We start from the raw sequence: 17,360 nt of genomic DNA, 5'->3' as shown, positions 1-17,360 counted from the left end.
CGCGTGGGCAGTCCGGTGATCGTGGGAGCGGTGCGCACGCCCATCGGGAGGCGCAACGGCCGCCTGTCCGGCCTGCACGCCGCCGAGCTCCTCGGTGCGGCACAACGAGGTCTGCTCGACCGGACCGGTGTCGATCCGTCCAGTGTCGAACAGGTCATCGGCGGCACCGTGACGCAGGCGGGCGAGCAGTCGAACAACATCACCAGAACGTCCTGGCTGCACGCGGGCCTGCCGCAGACCACCGGCTGCACCACCGTCGACGCGCAGTGCGGCTCGGCGCAGCAGTCCACGCACCTGATCGCGGGCCTGATCGCGGCGGGTGCCATCGACGCGGGCATCGCGTGCGGGGTCGAGGCCATGAGCCGGGTTCCGCTGCGGTCGAACATCGGCGAGACCGGCATGCCGCGCCCCGACTCGTGGACCATCGACCTGCCGAACCAGTTCGTCGCCGCCGAACGGGTGGCCGCGCGGCGCGGCATCGGGCGCGAGGAGGTCGACCGGTTCGGCGTGCAGTCGCAGAACCGGGCGCGGGCGGCGTGGGCGGCCGGGCGGTTCACCGCGGAGGTCGTGCCGGTCAAGGTCGGCGAGGACCTGGTGGACATCGATCAGGGCCTGCGGGAAACCTCGCTCGAGGCGCTGGCCGCGTTGAAGCCGGTCGTGCCGGACGGTGTGCACACCGCCGGGACGTCGTCGCAGATCTCCGACGGCGCGTCAGCCGTGATGGTCGTGGACGAGGAGTTCGCCCGAGCGCACGGGCTGAAGCCACGCGCACGGATCGTGACGCAGTGCCTGGTCGGGTCGGACCCGTACTACCACCTGGACGGGCCGGTGGACGCGACCGCGCGGTTGCTCGAACGCAGTGGCATGAAGATGGCGGACATCGACCTGTTCGAGGTCAACGAGGCGTTCGCGTCGGTCGTGTTGTCGTGGGCGGCGGTGCATCGGCCGAACCTGGACCGGGTCAACGTCAACGGCGGGGCGATCGCGATCGGCCACCCCGTCGGCAGCACCGGGACCCGACTGATCACGACCGCGCTGCACGAGTTGGAGCGCAGGGACGCGACGACGGCGTTGATCACGATGTGCGCGGGCGGGGCCATGGCCAGCGGCACGATCATCGAACGGATCTGAGGTCCGCTGCGGGGTACGGGGGCCGCCTGCTCTCGTGCTGGAACCTGCGGTAGAAGTCCTTCATCACCGCGGCGACCTCGTTGTGGCGGTTCAGGATCGCCGCGACCCGCGGCGGAACCCCCTGGTAGCGCAGGGCGTACGCGAACCACATCACCAGGTGTGTGACGGTGTAGGCACGGTCGTAGTCCTGGTTCTCGGTGAAGAACGCGATCTCCTCCTCGGACAGGTCGAACTCGGAGGAGATCGCGAGGCCGTAGTCGGCGAAGTAGAGGCGCTCGCCGTCGGTCAGGACGTTCTGGAAGTGGCCGTCGAAGTGCAGCAGGCCCTGGGAGTTCATGAACTCGACGCCGGCCGCCAGTTCCCGTTCGACCATCTCGCAGGCGGTTTCGAGGTCGTCCTGGCGGTTCAGCCAGTCGTGCAGGTTGTGCGGGAAGTACTCCAGGAACAGCGCGATGCTGCACTTCGACGCTCGCAGTGCCTCGATCCGGGGGCCGATCTCCGGTCCCCAGTAGTCGACCGCCTGGTCCAGCTCCTCGGGCAGCGTCTGGCCTGGGTGCGGCAGCACGCGCCAGTGGTACATCAGCGGGAAGCCGTCGTGCTCGCCCTGCAGCACCCAGTTCGTGGTCATGGTGTGCGCGGCCAGTTCGCGCCACGCCCCGAAGCCCGCTGCCCCGATCAACCCGACGCCGTAGTGCGTGTGCACGGGCAGGTCGAAGAGGTTCGCGGTCGACCCGATGTGCTCCGGCCGCAGCTCCAGGTCGGTCAGCGGCAACCGCTTCACGAACACCGGGGTGCCGCCGACCTCCAGCAACGCCGTCGGCCCGCCGATCCCCGCCCCACCCGGCTCGGCCCGTTCCAGCAGATCACTCAAATCCTGATCGCCGAGCCGCGACAAGGCGGCCGAGAGGGTGGCGTGGGTGTGCAGGCGGGTCACATGATCGAAGTTACTCGGCCCCGTAGACCGGCACCGGGTGGTCGTCGGCGACGAGTTTGCGCACGACGTCGCCCAACTCGTCCGGCGACCAGCGCGCGCCCTTGTCGACCTCCGGGCCGCGCTGCCAGCCGTGCACCACGCAGACGCGGCCGCCGTCGACCTCGAACATCCTCCCGGTGACGTCCCCGGCTTCCTCACTGCCGAGCCACACCACCAGCGGCGAGATGTTCTCGGGGGCCATCGCGTCGAACCCGTCCTGTGGCGCCGCCATCGCGTCCGCGAACGTCGCCTCGGTCATCCGGGTGCGGGCAGCGGGGGCGATCGCGTTGACCGTGACGCCGTACCGGGCCAGTTCCGCGGCCGCGACCAGGGTCATGGAGGCGATACCCGCCTTGGCCGCCGAGTAGTTCGTCTGCCCGACACTGCCGAACAGTCCGGCGCCGGACGAGGTGTTGATCACCCGGCCGGAGACGTGCCCGCCGGCCTTCGCCACGCCACGCCAATAGGCCGCGGCGTGGTGCAACGGCGCGAAGTGGCCCTTCAGATGCACACGCACTACCTCGTCCCACTCGTCCTCGCCGCAGCTCACGATCATGCGGTCACGCACGATGCCGGCGTTGTTGACGAGCACGTCCAAGCCGCCGAACTCGGACACCGCCGTGTCGACGAGCCGCTGCGCGCCCGCCCAGGTGCCGACGTCGTCGGTGCTGGCGACCGCTCGGGGTCCGATCAACGCGGCCACCTCGCCTGCGGCCTCCGCGGACAGGTCGTTCACCACGACCCGTGCCCCGGTGGCGGCGAACGCCAGTGCGTGCGCACGGCCGATGCCCCGTCCGGCGCCTGTCACGATCACGACCCGGCTCATGACGAACCCCCATCGGTGTCGGCGGCGGCGAGGAACGCGGGGACTTCTCCCCCGCCGTGCACCACCAAAGTCGAACCGCTGACATACGACGCCAACGGAGAAGCGAGAAACACCGCGCACGCGCCGACCTCGTCCGGTGACGCGAGACGGCCCAACGGCACGGTGCGAGCAACGGCCGCGATGCCTTCCTCGGAGCCGTAGTGCAGGTGGGACTGTTCGGTGCGCACCATGCCAACGGCCAGAGCGTTCACACGGACGCGAGGTGCCCACTCGACGGCCAACGACGCGGTCAGGTTGTCCAGCCCGGCCTTCGCGGCGCCATAAGCAGCGGTTCCGGGCGAGGGACGGCGACCGGACACGCTGCTCACGTTCACGATCGACCCGCCGGACGGCTGCGACTGCATCACCGCGTTCGCCGCCTGCGACACCAGCAGCGGCGCCAGCAGGTTCAGCTCGACGATCTTCTGGTGGAACCGCGGCGAGGCCTGGTCGGCCAACGCGAACGGCGCACCACCCGCGTTGTTCACGACAACGTCCAACCGGCCGTGCTCGGCCACGATCCCGGCCACCAGTTGGGAAACCTGGTCCGCATCCCGGACATCGCACGCCGCAAAAGAAGCACCAGCCACCTCAGCAGGACGCCGAGCACAGGTCACGACGACGGCTCCAGCGCTGAGGAACGCGCGGGTGATCCCGAGACCGACTCCTCGCACCCCGCCCGTCACGAGGACGACTGCTCCGTCGAGGTCCAGTTCCACAAGCACCTACCCCGGTCGCTCCGGCACTGCTAAATTACCAAGCAATCGCTTGGTTCGGAAGGCGGCGCGATGGGAATCTCCAGCAGCCACACCGAAAACGGCATCATCGAAGTCACCATCGACTATCCCCCGGTCAACGCCATCCCCTCGCGCGGCTGGTTCGAGCTGGCCGAGACGATCACCCGCGCGGGCGAGGACCGGGACGCGCGGGTCGTGATCCTGCGGGCCGAGAACCGCGGGTTCTGCGCGGGCGTCGACATCAAGGAGATGCAGCGCACCACCGGTCACGAGGCGCTCATCGCCGCGAACCGGGGCTGTGCCAAGGCTTTCGCGGCCGTGTACGACTGCGAGGTGCCGGTGATCGCCGCGGTGAACGGCTTCTGCCTCGGCGGCGGCGTCGGGCTGGTCGGCAACGCGGACATCATCGTCGCGTCCGACGACGCCACGTTCGGACTGCCCGAAGTCGATCGAGGAGCACTGGGCGCGGCGACGCACCTGGCCCGGCTCGTGCCGCAGCACCTGATGCGGACGCTCTACTACACGGCCCGCAACGTCAGCGCGCAGACCCTGCACCACCACGGCAGCGTCGTCGAGGTCGTGCCGCGTGCACAGCTCGACGACGCTGCCCGCGAGATCGCCAAGGAGATCGCGAAGAAGGACACCACGGTGATCCGCGCGGCCAAAGAAGCCATCAACGGCATAGACACGCAACGAGTGCACACCAGCTACCGCTTCGAGCAGGGCTTCACCTTCGAGCTGAACCTCACCGGTGTGTCGGACCACGCCCGGCAGGCCTTCCTGGACGGAAACCATGCGCGACAAGCGAACGACAGCTGACGAGGTCGTCGGTCAGATCAAGGACGGCATGACCGTCGGCATCGGCGGCTGGGGTTCCCGGCGCAAACCGATGGCCCTGGTCAAGGCGATCCTGCGGTCAGATCTGAGCGACCTGACGATCGTCACGTACGGCGGACCGGACGCCGGTCTGCTGTGCGCGGCGGGCAAGGTGCGCAAGCTGGTCTACGGGTTCGTCTCGCTCGACACCATCCCGTACGACCCGTGGTTCAAGCGGGCCAGGGAGACCGGCGCGATCGAGGTGCTGGAGCTGGACGAGGGCATGTTCCAGACCGGGCTGAGGGCAGCGGCCCACCGGTTGCCGTTCCTGCCGATCAGAGCGGGCCTCGGCTCGGACGTCCTCAAGTACGCCCCGCAGCTCAAGACGGTTCGATCACCCTATGACGACGGTGAAGAGCTGGTCGCCATGCCCGCGCTGAAGCTCGACGTGGCGTTGGTGCACCTCAACCGCGCGGACAAGCACGGCAACGCCCAGTACCTCGGGCCCGACCCGTACTTCGACGACCTGTTCTGCCTGGCCGCGGACCGGCGTTACGTCTCGTGCGAACAGATCGTCGAGACGTTCGACGGACCACCGCAGACCTTGCTGCTCAACCGGATGATGGTCGACGGCGTCGTGGAAGCGCCCGGTGGAGCGGGGTTCACGAGCTGCGTCCCGGACTACCCGCGCGACGAAAAGCTCCAGCGCGAGTACGCCGACGCGGCCAGTGACCTGGAGAAATGGCCGGACTTCTACGAGAGGTTCCTGGGTTGAGCGACATCACGAGAGCCGAAGTCTGCGTCACCGCCTGCGCCGACCTGTTCCTCGGCGCCGGCGAGACGCTCGCCAGCCCGATGGGACTCATCCCGTCCCTCGGCGCGAAACTCGCCCGCCTCACCACCGAACCCGACCTGCTGCTGAGCGACGGCGAGGCCTTCCTGCTCACCCCCGAGTCCACTGTGGAGGGCTGGCTGCCGTACCGCAAGGTGTTCGACGTCGTCGCGCACGGCCGCCGGCACGTCGTGATGGGCGCGAACCAGGTCGACAGGTTCGGCAACCAGAACATCTCCGCGATCGGCGACCACGCCCGGCCCACCCGGCAGCTGCTCGGGTTCCGCGGCGCGCCCGGCAACACGATCAACCACCGCACCAGCTACTGGGTGCCGCGGCACAGCCCGCGCGTGCTGGTCGAGGCCGTCGACGTGATCTCCGGCGTCGGCTACGACCACGCCGTCGGGCCGTTCCACGACATCCACCGCGTGGTCACGAACCTCGCCGTGCTCGACTTCGACACGCCGGACCACTCGATGCGCATCCTCTCGGTCCACCCAGGCGTTTCCATAGACGAGGTGCAGAAGCAGACGTCGTTCCCGCTCACCGCCGACAACGTCACCGAGACGCGGCTGCCGACCGAGGAGGAGCTCGACCTGCTCCGCACGAAACTCGACCCGGACAGCAAGCGGGACAAGGAAGTTCCGTCGTGAGGACCGCACTGACCGACCTGGTCGGCGTCCGGCATCCGGTGGTGCAGACCGGCATGGGCTGGGTCGCCGGGCCGCGCCTGGTGTCCGCGACCGCCGAGGCGGGTGGGCTCGGCATCCTCGCGTCGGCCACGATGACCTACGCCGAGCTCGAAGCCGCCATCAAGGAAACCCGTTCCCGCACGGCACAACCGTTCGGCGTGAACCTGCGCGCCGACGCCCAGGACGCACCGGAACGCGTCGACCTGCTGATCCGCGAACAGGTGAAGGTCGCTTCCTTCGCGCTGGCCCCGAAACCCGACATGATCGCCAAGCTGAACGACGCCGGCGTGGTCGTGATCCCGTCGATCGGCGCGGCGCGGCACGCGGAGAAGGTCGCGAAGTGGGGCGCTCACGCGGTGATCGTGCAGGGCGGCGAGGGCGGCGGCCACACCGGTGGCGTGGCGACGACCCTGCTGCTCCCGAGCGTGCTCGACGCCGTGGACATCCCGGTGATCGCCGCGGGCGGGTTCTTCGACGGACGAGGTCTCGCCGCCGCGCTCGCGTACGGCGCGGCCGGGATCGCGATGGGCACGAGGTTCCTGCTCACCCAGGAGAGCACGGTCCCGGACGCGGTCAAACAGGCGTATCTGCAACGAGATCTGAACGGCACGGTCGTCACCACCCGCGTCGACGGGCTGCCGCACCGGGTCCTGCGCACCGACCTCGTCGACCACCTCGAGAAGTCCGGGCGCCTCAGCAGCCTCACGAGGGCGGTCACCAACGCGGCCAAGTTCCGGCAGCACACCGGCCTGTCCTGGCGCGCGATGATCAAAGAAGGCCTGGCCATGAAGCACGGCAAGGACCTCACCTGGTCGCAGGTGATCATGGCCGCGAACACGCCGATGCTGCTGCGCGCCGGCCTGGTTGAGGGCAGGACCGACGCGGGCGTGCTCGCGTCCGGTCAGGTCGCCGGCCTGCTCGGCGACCTGCCCACGTGTCGCGAACTCATCGAGAACATCGTCCGAGACGCCGAAACCGCGATCGACCGGCTCAAAGACGTTCGATGATCGTCACGTTCGCCTGACCGCCGCCCTCGCACATCGTCTGCAACCCGTACCGGCCACCGGTCCGCTCCAACTCGTGCAGCAACGTCGTGAACAGCTTCGTCCCGGTCGCCCCGATCGGGTGCCCCAGCGCCAGTGCTCCCCCGTTGACGTTCACCCGGCCGAGGTCGATCTTGAGTTCCTTCGCCCAGGCCAGCGCCACCGAGGCGAACGCCTCGTTGATCTCGAACAGGTCGATGTCCGAAATGGACATCCCGGCGCGTTCCAGCGCGTAGCGGGTGGCGCGGATCGGCGCGGTCAGCATGTAGATCGGGTCCGAACCGCGCGCGGACATGTGGTGCACCCGAGCCCGCGGCGTCAGCTTGTGCTCGCGCACCGCCCGTTCCGACACGACCAGCACCGCCGAAGCACCGTCGGAGATCTGCGACGACAACGCGGCCGTCGTCCGCCCGCCCGGCCGCAACGGTTGCAGCGCGGCCATCTTCTCGGCCGAGGTGTCCGGACGCGGGCACTCGTCGGCCGCGACGCCGTTGACCGGCGCGATCTCGCGGTCGAACCGGCCCTCCTTGATCGCGGTGATCGCCCGCAGATGGCTCTGCAACGCGAACTCCTCCATCTCCCGCCGCGACAGGTCCCACCGCACGGCGATCAGGTCGGCCGCCCGGAACTGGTTGACCTCCTCGTCGCCGTACCGGTGCTGCCAGCCTTCGCACCCCTCGAACGGGCTGCCTGTTTGTGAACCGAACGTCATGGCCGACCCGATCGGCACCTGCGACATGTTCTGCACGCCGCCCGCGACCACGACGTCCGCCGTGCCGCTCATGACCGCCTGCGCCGCGAAGTGCAGCGCCTGCTGGCTCGACCCGCACTGCCGGTCGACCGTCACGCCCGGCACCTGCTCCGGGAAACCCGCCGCCAGCCAGGACGTGCGCGCGATGTCGCCCGCCTGCGGTCCCACGGTGTCCACGCACCCGAAGATAACGTCGTCCACGTCCGTGGGATCGACGTCCACCCGGTTGAGCAGCGCGGTGATCACGTGCGCGCCGAGATCGGCGGGATGCACGCGGCTGAGCTCGCCACCGCGCCTGCCCGCCGGAGTCCGCACAGCCTCGATGATGTACGCCTCGGCCACGAGGGCCCTCCTCTACTTCTTCGGCCGTGCCGGTTTCCGTTTTGGCTGCCGAGCCGTGGCAATGCCGTCGAGCAGGATCGCGAGGTACTGGTCGGCGACCGTCTCCGCGGACAGTCCGCCGTCCGGCCGGTACCACCGCACGGCCACCCACACCGTGTCGCGGATGAACCGATAGGCGAGATCCACGTCGAGATCGGCGCGGAACACGCCCGCGCCCATGCCGTCCTCCAGCAACACCGTCCACAGCTTGCGGAACTCCACGCTGCGGTCCTCCAGGTACGAGAACCGCTCCAGCGGCATGAGGTGCTTCGACTCGTTCTGGTAGATCGCGACCGCGGCGTGCCGGGAGTCGATCGCCTCGAACGACGCCACGACCAGCGCCTTCAACGTCTGCTTGGGCTCCAGGCCGGCGTCGACGATCTCCCGGTAGCGGGTGAACAGCTCGTCCAGGAACGTCCGCAGGATCTCGTCCACCATCGACTCCTTGGAGTCGAAGTGGTGGTAGAGGCTGCCGGACAGGATGCCCGCCGCGTCCGCGATGTCCCTGACCGTGGTCTGCCCGTAGCCACGTTCGGCGAACATCCGCGCTGCCAGTTCCAGCAGCTCGGCTCTCCTGTTGCTCACCGGTCGTTCCTTCCTCATGGGTGCTGACTGCTCACCGAGACGACCTCGCCCGTCAGGTAGGACGAGTAGTCGCTGGCGAGGAACACGATCACATTCGCGACCTCCCAGGGCTCGGCGGCGCGCCCGAAAGCTTCTCGGGACGCCAGTTCGGTCAGCAACTCCTCACTGGTGACCTTGGCGAGGAACGGGTGCGCCGCCAAGCTCGGAGCGACCGCGTTCACCCGGATGCCGTGCTCGGCGACGTCCATCGCGGCACATCTGGTCAGCGCCATGACCCCTGCTTTCGCCGCCGCGTAGTGGGCTTGGCCCTGCTGGGCACGCCAGCCGATCACACTGGAGTTGTTAACGACAACACCGCTTCGTTGGCCGACCATTTGGCGTAGTGCGGCCCTGGTGCAGCGGAAGGTGCCGTTCAGCGTCACGTCCAGCACCCGCGACCACTCGTCGTCGGTCATGTCCAGCACCGACTTCTCCCCGCCGAGGCCGGCGTTGTTGACCATCACGTCGATCCGGCCGTAGCGCTCGACCGTGTCGTCGATCAGCGTCTGCACCTGCTGCTCGTTGGTGACGTCGCACGGGATCGCGTGATCGGTGCCGAGCGCCTCGTGGGTTTCCTTCAGGCGGCGCTCGTGCCAGTCGCTGATGATCACCGTCGCGCCTTCTTCGAGGCAGCGTTTCGCCGTGGCCGAGCCGATGCCGGTGCCCGCGGCCGCCGTGACGACGACGATCTTGTCCTTGAGCAGGTCGTGGCCGTTCACCTGTGTTCCCCTCTGGGCAGCCTCAGGATGCGGTGGGCGATGATCTCGCGCTGGATCTCGTCCGAGCCGCCGTAGATCGTCTCGGCGCGGCTGAACAGGAACAGGCGCTGCCACTCGGCGCCGTCGATCATCGACTCCGGTCCGAGGGTGTCCATCGCGAGCTCACCGAGCCTGCGGTGCCAGCCTCCCCAGAACAGCTTCAGCACGGACGCCTCCGGTCCCGGCTCGTCGTTCAGCGTTCTCAACGTGTGCGAGCGCATGACGTGCAGTTCGAGCCACGCCCTGGTGAGCCGCTCGTCGTCCGGGGCCTTCGCCATGATCGCGTCGAGCTGGCGCCGGAAGCTCACCTGGTGGCCGAGCATCGCGGTGCCGCGTTCGAACCCGAGCGTGGCCATCGCGATCTTCCAGCCCTCGCCGGGTTGCCCGACGACGTTCTCGGCGGCCGTGACGGCGCCGTCGAAGAAGACCTCGTTGAACTCCGACGTGCCGGTGAGCTGGCGGATCGGCCGCACCTCGACGCCCGGCTGGTTCATCGGCACGAGCAGGTACGACAGGCCCTGGTGCCGCCCGGACCCCGGTTCGGTGCGGCACAGCACGAAGATCCAGTCCGAGTAGTGCGCGTTCGACGTCCAGATCTTCTGGCCGTTGATCACCCACCGGTCGCCTTCGAGGTGAGCCTTCGTCCGCACGTTCGCGAGGTCGGAGCCCGCGTTCGGCTCCGAGTAGCCCTGACACCACAGCTCGTCGAGGCTGCGGATCTTCGGCAGGAAGCGCTCTTTCTGCTCGGGGGTGCCGAACGCGATGAGCGTCGGGCCGAGCAGACCCTCGCCGACGATGTCGACCTTCGCGGGCGCGTCGGCCTCCGCGTACTCCTCGTGGAAGATCACCTGTTCCTCGACGCTGCGCTCGCCGGGCCAGCCGAGGCAAGTCCACCCGTGCGCCGCCAGGTGCCGGTGCCACCGCAACCGGCCCTCGAGCGCCTCGTGCTCGCGGCCGGGTCCACCCAGGCCGCGCAGCTGCGCGAACTCACCGACGAGGTTGGCGGACAACCATTCCCGCACCTCGCGCCGGAAGGACTCCATGCGCCATACTCTAACCTACCAAGCACTTGCTTTGGAGGCCTTCTGGAGGTCGCTGTGGCCATGGATCCAAGCAGGCAAACGGTTTCAGCCGTGCTCGACCGGGCGGCTGCTTCGTACATCGACGCGGAAGCGTTGGTGGACGGGCAGGTTCGCCTCACCTACACCGAGTTGCGGTCAGCGGTGCGCACGGCCGCTCGAGCGCTCGTGGGGATGGGCGTGCGGCCGGGTGATCGGGTGGCTTTGTGCGCGCCCAACTCCTATCACTGGGTGGTCGCCGCGCTCGGGGCGTTGCACGCGGGGGCGGCTTTGGTGCCGATCAACACCCGGTTCACCGCCGCCGAGACGCTGGACGTCCTGCAACGCAGTGCCGCGCGCGTCTTGATCGTGGAAGGCGAGTTCCTCGGCCGCGACCGGCTCGCGGAACTGGAGGCGTTGTCGCCGGAGTTGCCCGACACCGTGCGATTACCAGTCGACTGGGTCGCGGCCGCCGTCGAACTGCCCGAACTCGTGCCGGATCAGCTCTGCGACGTGATGTTCACGTCGGGCACGACCGGGCGCAGCAAGGGAGCGATGAGCGCGCACCGGCAGTCGCTCGGGGTGGCCGAGGCGTGGGCCGCGTGCGGTGAGCTGACCTCGGCGGACCGGTACCTGATCGTCAACCCCTTCTTCCACACCTTCGGGTACAAGGCGGGCATCCTGGCCTGCCTGCTGACCGGCGCGACGATGGTGCCGCAGCCGGTGTTCGACGTCGTGGAGACCATGCGGCTGATCGAACGGGAACGGATCACCGTGCTGCCCGGGCCGCCGACGATCTTCCAGACGTTGCTCGACCATCCGGAACGCGGCTCGTTCGACCTGTCCAGCCTGCGGCTCGCGGTGACCGGCGCGGCGGTGGTGCCGGTGGCGATGATCGAACGGATGCAGTCCGAGCTCTCGCTGACCGTGCTCACCGCCTACGGGCTGACCGAGGCCGTCGTCGCCACCATGTGCCGCCCTGGCGACTCGCCGGAGACCGTCGCGCACACGTGCGGGCGCCCGATGGCGGAGTTCGAGCTACGCCTGGGCGAGCAGGACGAGGTGTTGCTGCGCGGGCCCAACGTGATGCTCGGGTACCTCGACGATCCGGAGGCGACCGCCGCGGCGATCGACACCGACGGGTGGCTGCACACCGGCGACGTCGGGCGCGTGGACGAACGCGGTTACCTCTCGATCACCGACCGGCTCAAGGACATGTACATCTGCGGCGGTTTCAACGTCTATCCCGCCGAGATCGAACAGGCGCTCGCCCGGCTGCCGGGCATCGCGGAGTCCGCCGTCGTCGGGGTCGCCGACGCACGGCTCGGCGAGGTCGGCGTCGCCCACGTCGTGACGTTGCCCGGTTTCGAGCTGACCGAGGACCAGATCATCGAGTTCTGCCGAGGCCGGCTCGCGAACTACAAGGTGCCGCGCGCGGTCGAGTTCCACCCCGTGCTCCCCCGCAACGCCGGTGGCAAGGTCCTCAAACACCTACTGCGCAAGGAGAACGCGTGACAGTCTCGTATGAGCGGCGGGACGCGGTCGCCGTCGTGACCATGAACCGCCCCGAGTACCGCAACGCGCAGAACTCGGCGATGACCTACGCGTTGGACGAGGCCTTCACGCGCGCGGTGAACGACGACGAGGTCAAGGTGATCGTGCTGGCCGGTGCCGGCGACCACTTCTCCGCGGGCCACGACATCGGCTCACCCGGCCGGGACGTCGACGTGTCCTTCGAACGCAAGGCCGTGATGTGGTGGGACCACGTCGACCGCGAGGGCGGTGATCTCCGGTTCGCCCGCGAGATGGAGGTCTATCTCGGGATGTGCCGGCGGTGGCGGGAGATCCCGAAGCCGACGATCGCGATGGTGCAGGGCGCGTGCGTCGCGGGCGGCCTGATGCTCGCCTGGGTGTGCGACCTGATCGTGGCCGCGGAGGACGCGTTCTTCGCCGATCCCGTGGTGCGCATGGGGATTCCGGGTGTCGAGTACTTCGCGCACCCGTGGGTGCTCGGGCCGCGCGCCGCGAAGGAGGTGCTGTTCACCGGCGACCGCTTCTCCGCCCAGCGCGCCTACGAGTGGGGCATGGTGTCGAGGGTCGTGCCGCGCTCGGAGTTGGAGTCGTCTGTTTTCCAGCTGGCCGGTCGGATCTCGGCGATGCCGCGGTTCGGGCTCGCGCTGGCCAAGAAGGCGGTGAACCAGTCCGAGGACCTCATGGGCCTGCGGGCCGGGATGGACTCGGTGTTCGGGCTGCACCACTTCGCCCACGCGCACAACGCCGAGGTCAGCACGGACGCGTTGGGCGGCATGGACGCCCGTGCGATGAAGAAGGCCTCCAGCTGATGGATCTTTCTCTGGACGCTTCGACTCTCGAGTTCCAGGCCGAAGTGCGGTCGTGGCTCGTCGCGCACGTGCGGCCGTTGTCCTCTATGGACACCGCGGTGGGCTTCGAGGAACACCGCTCGTGGGAACGTCTGCTGGCTTCTTCTCAGCTGTCGGTGGTCTCGTGGCCTCGCGAGTTCGGTGGCCGGGAGGCGTCGCTGCTGCAGTGGCTGGTGTTCGAGGAGGAGTACCACGCGGCGGGCGCACCGGGCCGTGTCTCGCAGAACGGCATCTTCCTGCTGGCACCGACGTTGTTCGCACACGGCACCGACGAACAGCGCGCGCGGATCCTGCCGTCGATGGCACGCGGCGACGAGGTCTGGGCGCAGGCGTGGTCCGAGCCCGAAGCGGGGTCCGACCTGGCGTCGTTGCGCAGCACGGCGGTGCGGACCGACGGCGGCTGGCTGGTGCGGGGTCAGAAGACCTGGAGCTCGCGGGCGGCGTTCGCGGACCGCGCGTTCGGGCTGTTCCGCACCGGTCCGGGCGAACGCCATCGCGGCCTGACCTACCTGCTGTTCGACCTGCGGGCTCCCGGTGTCACGGTCCGGCCGATCAACCAGCTCGACGGCGAGCCTGGTTTCGCGGAGATCTTCCTGGACGACGTGTTCGTGCCCGACCGGGACGTCGTGGGCGCGGTCGGCGACGGCTGGCGGGTCGCGATGAGCACCGCGGGCAACGAACGCGGGTTGACGTTGCGCAGCCCCGGCCGGTTTCTGGCCGCCGCCGGCCGACTGGTCGAGCTGTACCGGAAGAACCCCGATCCGGCGCTGCGTGATCGGGTCGTGGACGCGTGGATCGGCGCGCAGGCGTACCGGCTGCACACGTTCGGTGCGCTGGCGAACCCGCCGTCCGGACCGGCCGCGAGCGTCACCAAGGTGTTCTGGTCCGAGCTGGACGTGTCGATCCACGAGACGGCGCTCGACCTGCTCGGGGAGGTCGCGCCGGGGTGGCAGGACGGGTGGCTGTTCTCGCTGTCGGGGCCGATCTACGCCGGTACCAACGAGATCCAGCGCAACGTGATCGCCGAACGGATCCTGGGGCTGCCGCGATGATGTTCACGCTGTCCGCCGAGCAGATCGACTTCGCCGGGGTGCTGCACGACTTCCTCGGGGCGGGGAAACGGGATCTGGCGGCGCTCGGGGTCGACGAGGTGACCGATCCGGTCGACCTCGTGGTGGTGTTCGAGGAGTTGGGGCATCACGCGGTGACCGGACCTCTGATCGAGTCGCTGGCCGTGCTGCCGGCTTTCGGTCTCGGAAGCGGTTCGATCGCGTTCCCGCCGGAGAGTCCGCATGCCGTCGAAGGGGATCGATACTTCCTCGTCGAAGGCGACACTCTCCGCGAGGCCTCCCCGACCACCGAGATCACCTCGGTCGACCCCGGTCGCCGCCTCGTCGAACTCAGCGCCGGCCCGGTGATCGCCACCGACGTCCCGGCCGCCCACGCCTTCAACCTCGGCGTCCTCACCTGCTCCGCCCAACTCCTCGGCCTGGGCCGCGCCCTGCTGGAGATGACCACCGCCCACGCCCTCGCGCGCACCCAGTTCGGCCGGCCCATCGGCCAGTTCCAGGCCGTGAAGCACCACCTCGCGAACGTCCTGATCGGCCTCGAACTGGCCCGCCCGCTGGTGTTCGGCGCCGCCGTGACCATGACGACCCGTGACGTCTCGGCCGCCAAGGTCGCCGTCTCGGACGCCGCCTGGCAGGCTGCCCGCACGGCTCTGCAGGTGCACGGCGCGATCGGGTACACCGCCGAGCACGAGCTGAGCCGGTTCCTGCTGCAGACCCGAGCCCTGCGCACCGCGTGGGGCAGCCCGTCGATGCACCGAGCGCGCGTGCTGGAGGCGTTGTGACACCGGAACAAGAGGCCCTCCGCGCCGCCGTCCGCAGCCTGCTGGAGAAGCACTCGGACGTCCGGTCGGCGATCGAGACCCCGCACGGTTATGACAAGGCGTTGTGGGCCAGGCTGTGCGACGTCGGCGTGCTGCCGATCCCCGAGCGGTACGGCGGATCCGGAGCGGGCCTCGAAGAAACCGCTGTAGCGCTGGAAGAACTCGGACGCACCCTCACACCGGCACCCCTGCTGTCGTCGACCATCGCCGTCCAAGCGCTCCTGGCCACTGGTAACGAGGAAGCGTGCGGGCGGTTGCTGCCGCGGATCGCGAACGGGTCCGTCGCGGCGCTCGTCTGGCCGTGGGACAACTCCGAGATCAGCATCGACGGCACGGCCCACTACGTCCTCGACGGCGATCTCGCGGAGATCCTCCTGGTGAGCGACGGCGTCTCGACGTACGAGGTCGACCTGAACCAGCCCGGCGTCACCCGCGAGCACACGCCCACCATGGACCTCACCCGCCGCCTCGCCACCATCCGTCTGGCCGCCGCGTCAGCGAACCGTCTGGGCCCTTGGTCACCCCGAGTCCGCGACATCGCGCTGGCCGCCCTGAGCGCGGAACAGGTCGGTGCCGCCGCGAGGGCTCTCGAACTCACCGTCGAGTACACCAAGACCAGGGTCCAGTTCGGCAAACCCATCGGCTCGTTCCAGGCGCTCAAACACCGCATGGCCGACATGCACGTCCTCGTCGAAACAGCGCGGTCGGCCGCGGCGGCCGCCACCGACGAGGTGTCCGCGGCGGTGGCGAAGGTGTACTGCTCCGAGGCCTTGTTCAAGGTCGCGTCCGAGATGGTGCAGCTGCACGGCGGGATCGCGATCACCTGGGAGCACGACGCGCACCTCTACTTCAAGCGGGCGCACGGAAGCGGCCAGTTGTTCGGCAGTCCGCGCGTCCACTTGGAGCGACTGTCCCGCTATACCCGAAAGTGATCGTTCCGCTGCCTACACTGCGGCCTCGTGGACGAACGCATCCTGGATCCGGACGGCGCGCGCGAACGCCTGGCCGCGTGGAAGGGCCGGATCGACAAGCTGGCCGACGACACGTTGTCGATGAGCCAGCAGCTGCAGGGGGTGCGGATCGTCGCGAAGGACCCCGCGGGGATGGCCGAGGTCACCATCGACTCGACCGGCGCGATGGTGAACCTGAAGCTCACCGACCGGATCACCCCGGCCAGCCCGGAGGCCGTGGCGGCGGCGATCATGGCCACGCTCGCCGACGCGCGCAGGCAGCTCGCGCAGCGGTCCAAGGAGATCGTCGCGGACACCATCGGCACCGACACCGCGGCGGGGCGCGCCATCGTGGAGAGCGTCAGCCGGTCGCTGGGCGTGGAAGAGGAGAAACCCGTCCGCCGACCCCCACGAGATGATGACGACGACAGCGCCGAGATCTACACCGAGGAGCGCTGGTGACCGGGTTCAACGTCGAAGCGGAACAGCTGCGCTCGCACGCCGCCAACATCGACAAGATCAAGCAGCGGTTCGCGAAGGTCAAGTCCGCCAGCGCCCACATCACGGCCGACACCCAGGCGTACGGAAAGCTGTGCGGGTGGATCTCCGGTGTGCTGGAGGGCCGGCACACCGACATCGACGCCGTGATCGCCACCGTCGAGCGCAACCTCGAGCTCGTCGCGAAGGAACTGCGCGCGAGCGCCGACACCTACGCGGCGGCCGACCAGGACAACGCCGATCGGGTCCGCGCGGCCGGAGGTGGTGGGCAGTGACGGAAGGATCCCTGGTCGCGCCGGTCCAGTCGTCGCGCGAGGTCTGGACGGGCTCCAGCCTCGCGGACAGCATCGAGGGGCTCGTCGACGCGATCAAGAGCGAGGGCTGGGTCGACGACGCGATCGCCGGGGCGTCGCTCGGCGTCGAGGTGGCGTCGACCGTCATGGACCCGATCAGCGCGTTGCTCGCCAACGGGCTCGGCTGGGCGATCGAGTACTTCGAGCCGTTGCGCGAGATGCTCGACGAACTGACCGGCAAGCAGGACGTCGTCAGGTCACACGCCGCGACGTGGAACAACATGGCGACCGAGCTCGCCGACATGGCCACCGACCTGCGCGCGGACCTCGAGAGCGACCTGCTCGGCTGGGAGGGGACCGCGTCGGAGGCCTACCAGCGGCTGATGGTCAACAACGTGGACGCCATCGGCGGGCTGTCCGCGATCTCGGCGGCGATGGCGGCCGCGACGGAGGGCGCGGGCGGCCTGGTCGAGATGACCCGCGAGATCGTCCGCGACCTGATCGCCGACCTGGTGGCCAGGGTGATCGTGTGGGTCGCCGAAGCGATCTTGGTGTTCACGATCCCGGCGATCGTGCCGCAGATCGTCGCGGCGGTGGTGAAGTGGGCCGGGCGCATCCTCACCTACACCACGGCGCTGGTCAACAGCCTGTCCAACCTCATGAAGCTGCTGAACGGGTAGGGCTCG

Annotated in this window: 20 protein-coding genes; 13 read left to right on the top strand and 7 right to left on the bottom strand. The window is 69.1% G+C overall.

From position 1 onward, the window contains the following. Nucleotides 1-3: 3 nt before the first annotated feature. The gene (locus G7043_RS32140; RefSeq protein ID WP_166052105.1) at nucleotides 4-1,131 is read left to right on the top strand and encodes a steroid 3-ketoacyl-CoA thiolase; all 1,128 of its coding nucleotides are present in this window, start codon (nucleotides 4-6) and stop codon (nucleotides 1,129-1,131) included. On the opposite strand, the gene G7043_RS32135 is transcribed toward G7043_RS32140, so the two are convergent. Genes G7043_RS32135 through G7043_RS32125 form a run of 3 tightly spaced genes read right to left on the bottom strand, consistent with a single transcriptional unit; the run spans nucleotide 1,115 to nucleotide 3,694 of the window. Further along, nucleotides 1,115-2,065, bottom strand: coding sequence for a protein kinase family protein (locus G7043_RS32135; RefSeq protein WP_166052103.1), 951 nt, complete (start codon nucleotides 2,063-2,065; stop codon nucleotides 1,115-1,117). The genes G7043_RS32140 and G7043_RS32135 overlap by 17 nt on opposite strands. A 10-nt stretch (nucleotides 2,066-2,075) precedes the next feature. Beyond that, nucleotides 2,076-2,930 (bottom strand): SDR family oxidoreductase, encoded by an 855-nt coding sequence (locus tag G7043_RS32130; protein WP_166052101.1) that lies wholly within the window; start codon nucleotides 2,928-2,930, stop codon nucleotides 2,076-2,078. After that, the gene (locus G7043_RS32125; protein WP_313888179.1) at nucleotides 2,927-3,694 is read right to left on the bottom strand and encodes an SDR family oxidoreductase; all 768 of its coding nucleotides are present in this window, start codon (nucleotides 3,692-3,694) and stop codon (nucleotides 2,927-2,929) included. The genes G7043_RS32130 and G7043_RS32125 overlap by 4 nt, the downstream gene beginning before the upstream one ends. 63 nt (nucleotides 3,695-3,757) lie before the next feature. Here G7043_RS32125 and G7043_RS32120 point away from each other — a divergent pair, with 63 nt between their 5' ends. The 4 genes from G7043_RS32120 to G7043_RS32105 are packed head-to-tail and all read left to right on the top strand — an operon-like array spanning nucleotide 3,758 to nucleotide 7,053. Continuing rightward, nucleotides 3,758-4,525 (top strand): enoyl-CoA hydratase family protein, encoded by a 768-nt coding sequence (locus tag G7043_RS32120; RefSeq protein ID WP_166052099.1) that lies wholly within the window; start codon nucleotides 3,758-3,760, stop codon nucleotides 4,523-4,525. Further along, complete coding sequence (locus G7043_RS32115; RefSeq protein WP_166052097.1) at nucleotides 4,500-5,297, top strand: CoA transferase subunit A; 798 nt, start codon at nucleotides 4,500-4,502, stop codon at nucleotides 5,295-5,297. Before G7043_RS32120 ends, G7043_RS32115 begins: the two co-directional genes overlap by 26 nt. After that, nucleotides 5,294-6,007 carry a CoA-transferase subunit beta gene (locus G7043_RS32110; RefSeq protein ID WP_207312003.1) on the top strand — a complete coding sequence of 238 codons (714 nt, stop codon included), beginning with the start codon at nucleotides 5,294-5,296 and terminating at the stop codon, nucleotides 6,005-6,007. The genes G7043_RS32115 and G7043_RS32110 overlap by 4 nt, the downstream gene beginning before the upstream one ends. Beyond that, complete coding sequence (locus G7043_RS32105) at nucleotides 6,004-7,053, top strand: NAD(P)H-dependent flavin oxidoreductase (RefSeq protein WP_166052093.1); 1,050 nt, start codon at nucleotides 6,004-6,006, stop codon at nucleotides 7,051-7,053. Before G7043_RS32110 ends, G7043_RS32105 begins: the two co-directional genes overlap by 4 nt. Here G7043_RS32105 and G7043_RS32100 read toward each other — a convergent pair. The 4 genes from G7043_RS32100 to G7043_RS32085 are packed head-to-tail and all read right to left on the bottom strand — an operon-like array spanning nucleotide 7,037 to nucleotide 10,646. After that, nucleotides 7,037-8,182 (bottom strand): acetyl-CoA C-acetyltransferase, encoded by a 1,146-nt coding sequence (locus tag G7043_RS32100; protein WP_166052091.1) that lies wholly within the window; start codon nucleotides 8,180-8,182, stop codon nucleotides 7,037-7,039. The two genes, G7043_RS32105 and G7043_RS32100, sit on opposite strands and share 17 nt — an antisense overlap. A gap of 12 nt (nucleotides 8,183-8,194) precedes the next feature. Beyond that, nucleotides 8,195-8,824: a TetR/AcrR family transcriptional regulator gene (locus G7043_RS32095; protein WP_166052089.1), complete on the bottom strand. Its 630-nt coding sequence runs from the start codon at nucleotides 8,822-8,824 to the stop codon at nucleotides 8,195-8,197. Further along, entirely contained in the window at nucleotides 8,821-9,564 is a 744-nt protein-coding gene (locus G7043_RS32090; RefSeq protein WP_166052087.1) for an SDR family oxidoreductase, read from the bottom strand. The genes G7043_RS32095 and G7043_RS32090 overlap by 4 nt, the downstream gene beginning before the upstream one ends. Continuing rightward, on the bottom strand, nucleotides 9,561-10,646 hold the full coding sequence (locus tag G7043_RS32085) for an acyl-CoA dehydrogenase family protein (protein WP_166052085.1): 1,086 nt from the start codon (nucleotides 10,644-10,646) through the stop codon (nucleotides 9,561-9,563). Before G7043_RS32085 ends, G7043_RS32090 begins: the two co-directional genes overlap by 4 nt. 60 nt (nucleotides 10,647-10,706) lie before the next feature. Here G7043_RS32085 and G7043_RS32080 point away from each other — a divergent pair, with 60 nt between their 5' ends. Genes G7043_RS32080 through G7043_RS32045 form a run of 8 tightly spaced genes read left to right on the top strand, consistent with a single transcriptional unit; the run spans nucleotide 10,707 to nucleotide 17,354 of the window. After that, on the top strand, nucleotides 10,707-12,176 hold the full coding sequence (locus G7043_RS32080) for a FadD3 family acyl-CoA ligase (protein WP_166052083.1): 1,470 nt from the start codon (nucleotides 10,707-10,709) through the stop codon (nucleotides 12,174-12,176). After that, nucleotides 12,173-13,003, top strand: coding sequence for an enoyl-CoA hydratase (locus tag G7043_RS32075; RefSeq protein WP_166052081.1), 831 nt, complete (start codon nucleotides 12,173-12,175; stop codon nucleotides 13,001-13,003). The genes G7043_RS32080 and G7043_RS32075 overlap by 4 nt, the downstream gene beginning before the upstream one ends. Further along, on the top strand, nucleotides 13,003-14,094 hold the full coding sequence (locus tag G7043_RS32070; protein ID WP_166052080.1) for an acyl-CoA dehydrogenase family protein: 1,092 nt from the start codon (nucleotides 13,003-13,005) through the stop codon (nucleotides 14,092-14,094). The genes G7043_RS32075 and G7043_RS32070 overlap by 1 nt, the downstream gene beginning before the upstream one ends. Further along, nucleotides 14,091-14,894, top strand: a complete 804-nt coding sequence (locus G7043_RS48710) for an acyl-CoA dehydrogenase family protein (RefSeq protein ID WP_166052078.1) — start codon at nucleotides 14,091-14,093, stop codon at nucleotides 14,892-14,894. Before G7043_RS32070 ends, G7043_RS48710 begins: the two co-directional genes overlap by 4 nt. After that, the gene (locus G7043_RS32060) at nucleotides 14,891-15,865 is read left to right on the top strand and encodes an acyl-CoA dehydrogenase family protein (RefSeq protein WP_166052076.1); all 975 of its coding nucleotides are present in this window, start codon (nucleotides 14,891-14,893) and stop codon (nucleotides 15,863-15,865) included. The genes G7043_RS48710 and G7043_RS32060 overlap by 4 nt, the downstream gene beginning before the upstream one ends. Before the next feature lie 27 nt (nucleotides 15,866-15,892). Further along, a complete protein-coding gene (locus G7043_RS32055) occupies nucleotides 15,893-16,345 on the top strand; it encodes a YbaB/EbfC family nucleoid-associated protein (protein ID WP_166052074.1) in 453 nt (150 codons plus the stop codon). Next, nucleotides 16,342-16,656 carry a type VII secretion target gene (locus G7043_RS32050; protein ID WP_313888177.1) on the top strand — a complete coding sequence of 105 codons (315 nt, stop codon included), beginning with the start codon at nucleotides 16,342-16,344 and terminating at the stop codon, nucleotides 16,654-16,656. The genes G7043_RS32055 and G7043_RS32050 overlap by 4 nt, the downstream gene beginning before the upstream one ends. Continuing rightward, nucleotides 16,653-17,354 (top strand): WXG100 family type VII secretion target, encoded by a 702-nt coding sequence (locus G7043_RS32045; RefSeq protein WP_166052072.1) that lies wholly within the window; start codon nucleotides 16,653-16,655, stop codon nucleotides 17,352-17,354. The genes G7043_RS32050 and G7043_RS32045 overlap by 4 nt, the downstream gene beginning before the upstream one ends. The last annotated feature ends 6 nt before the right edge of the window (nucleotides 17,355-17,360 follow it).

Source organism: Lentzea alba (genome assembly GCF_011067745.1).
GTDB classification, from domain to species: Bacteria; Actinomycetota; Actinomycetes; order Mycobacteriales; family Pseudonocardiaceae; genus Lentzea; species Lentzea alba.
Note: the sequence above shows the minus strand (reverse complement) of the source record. Positions and strands in the feature narration are given on the sequence as shown.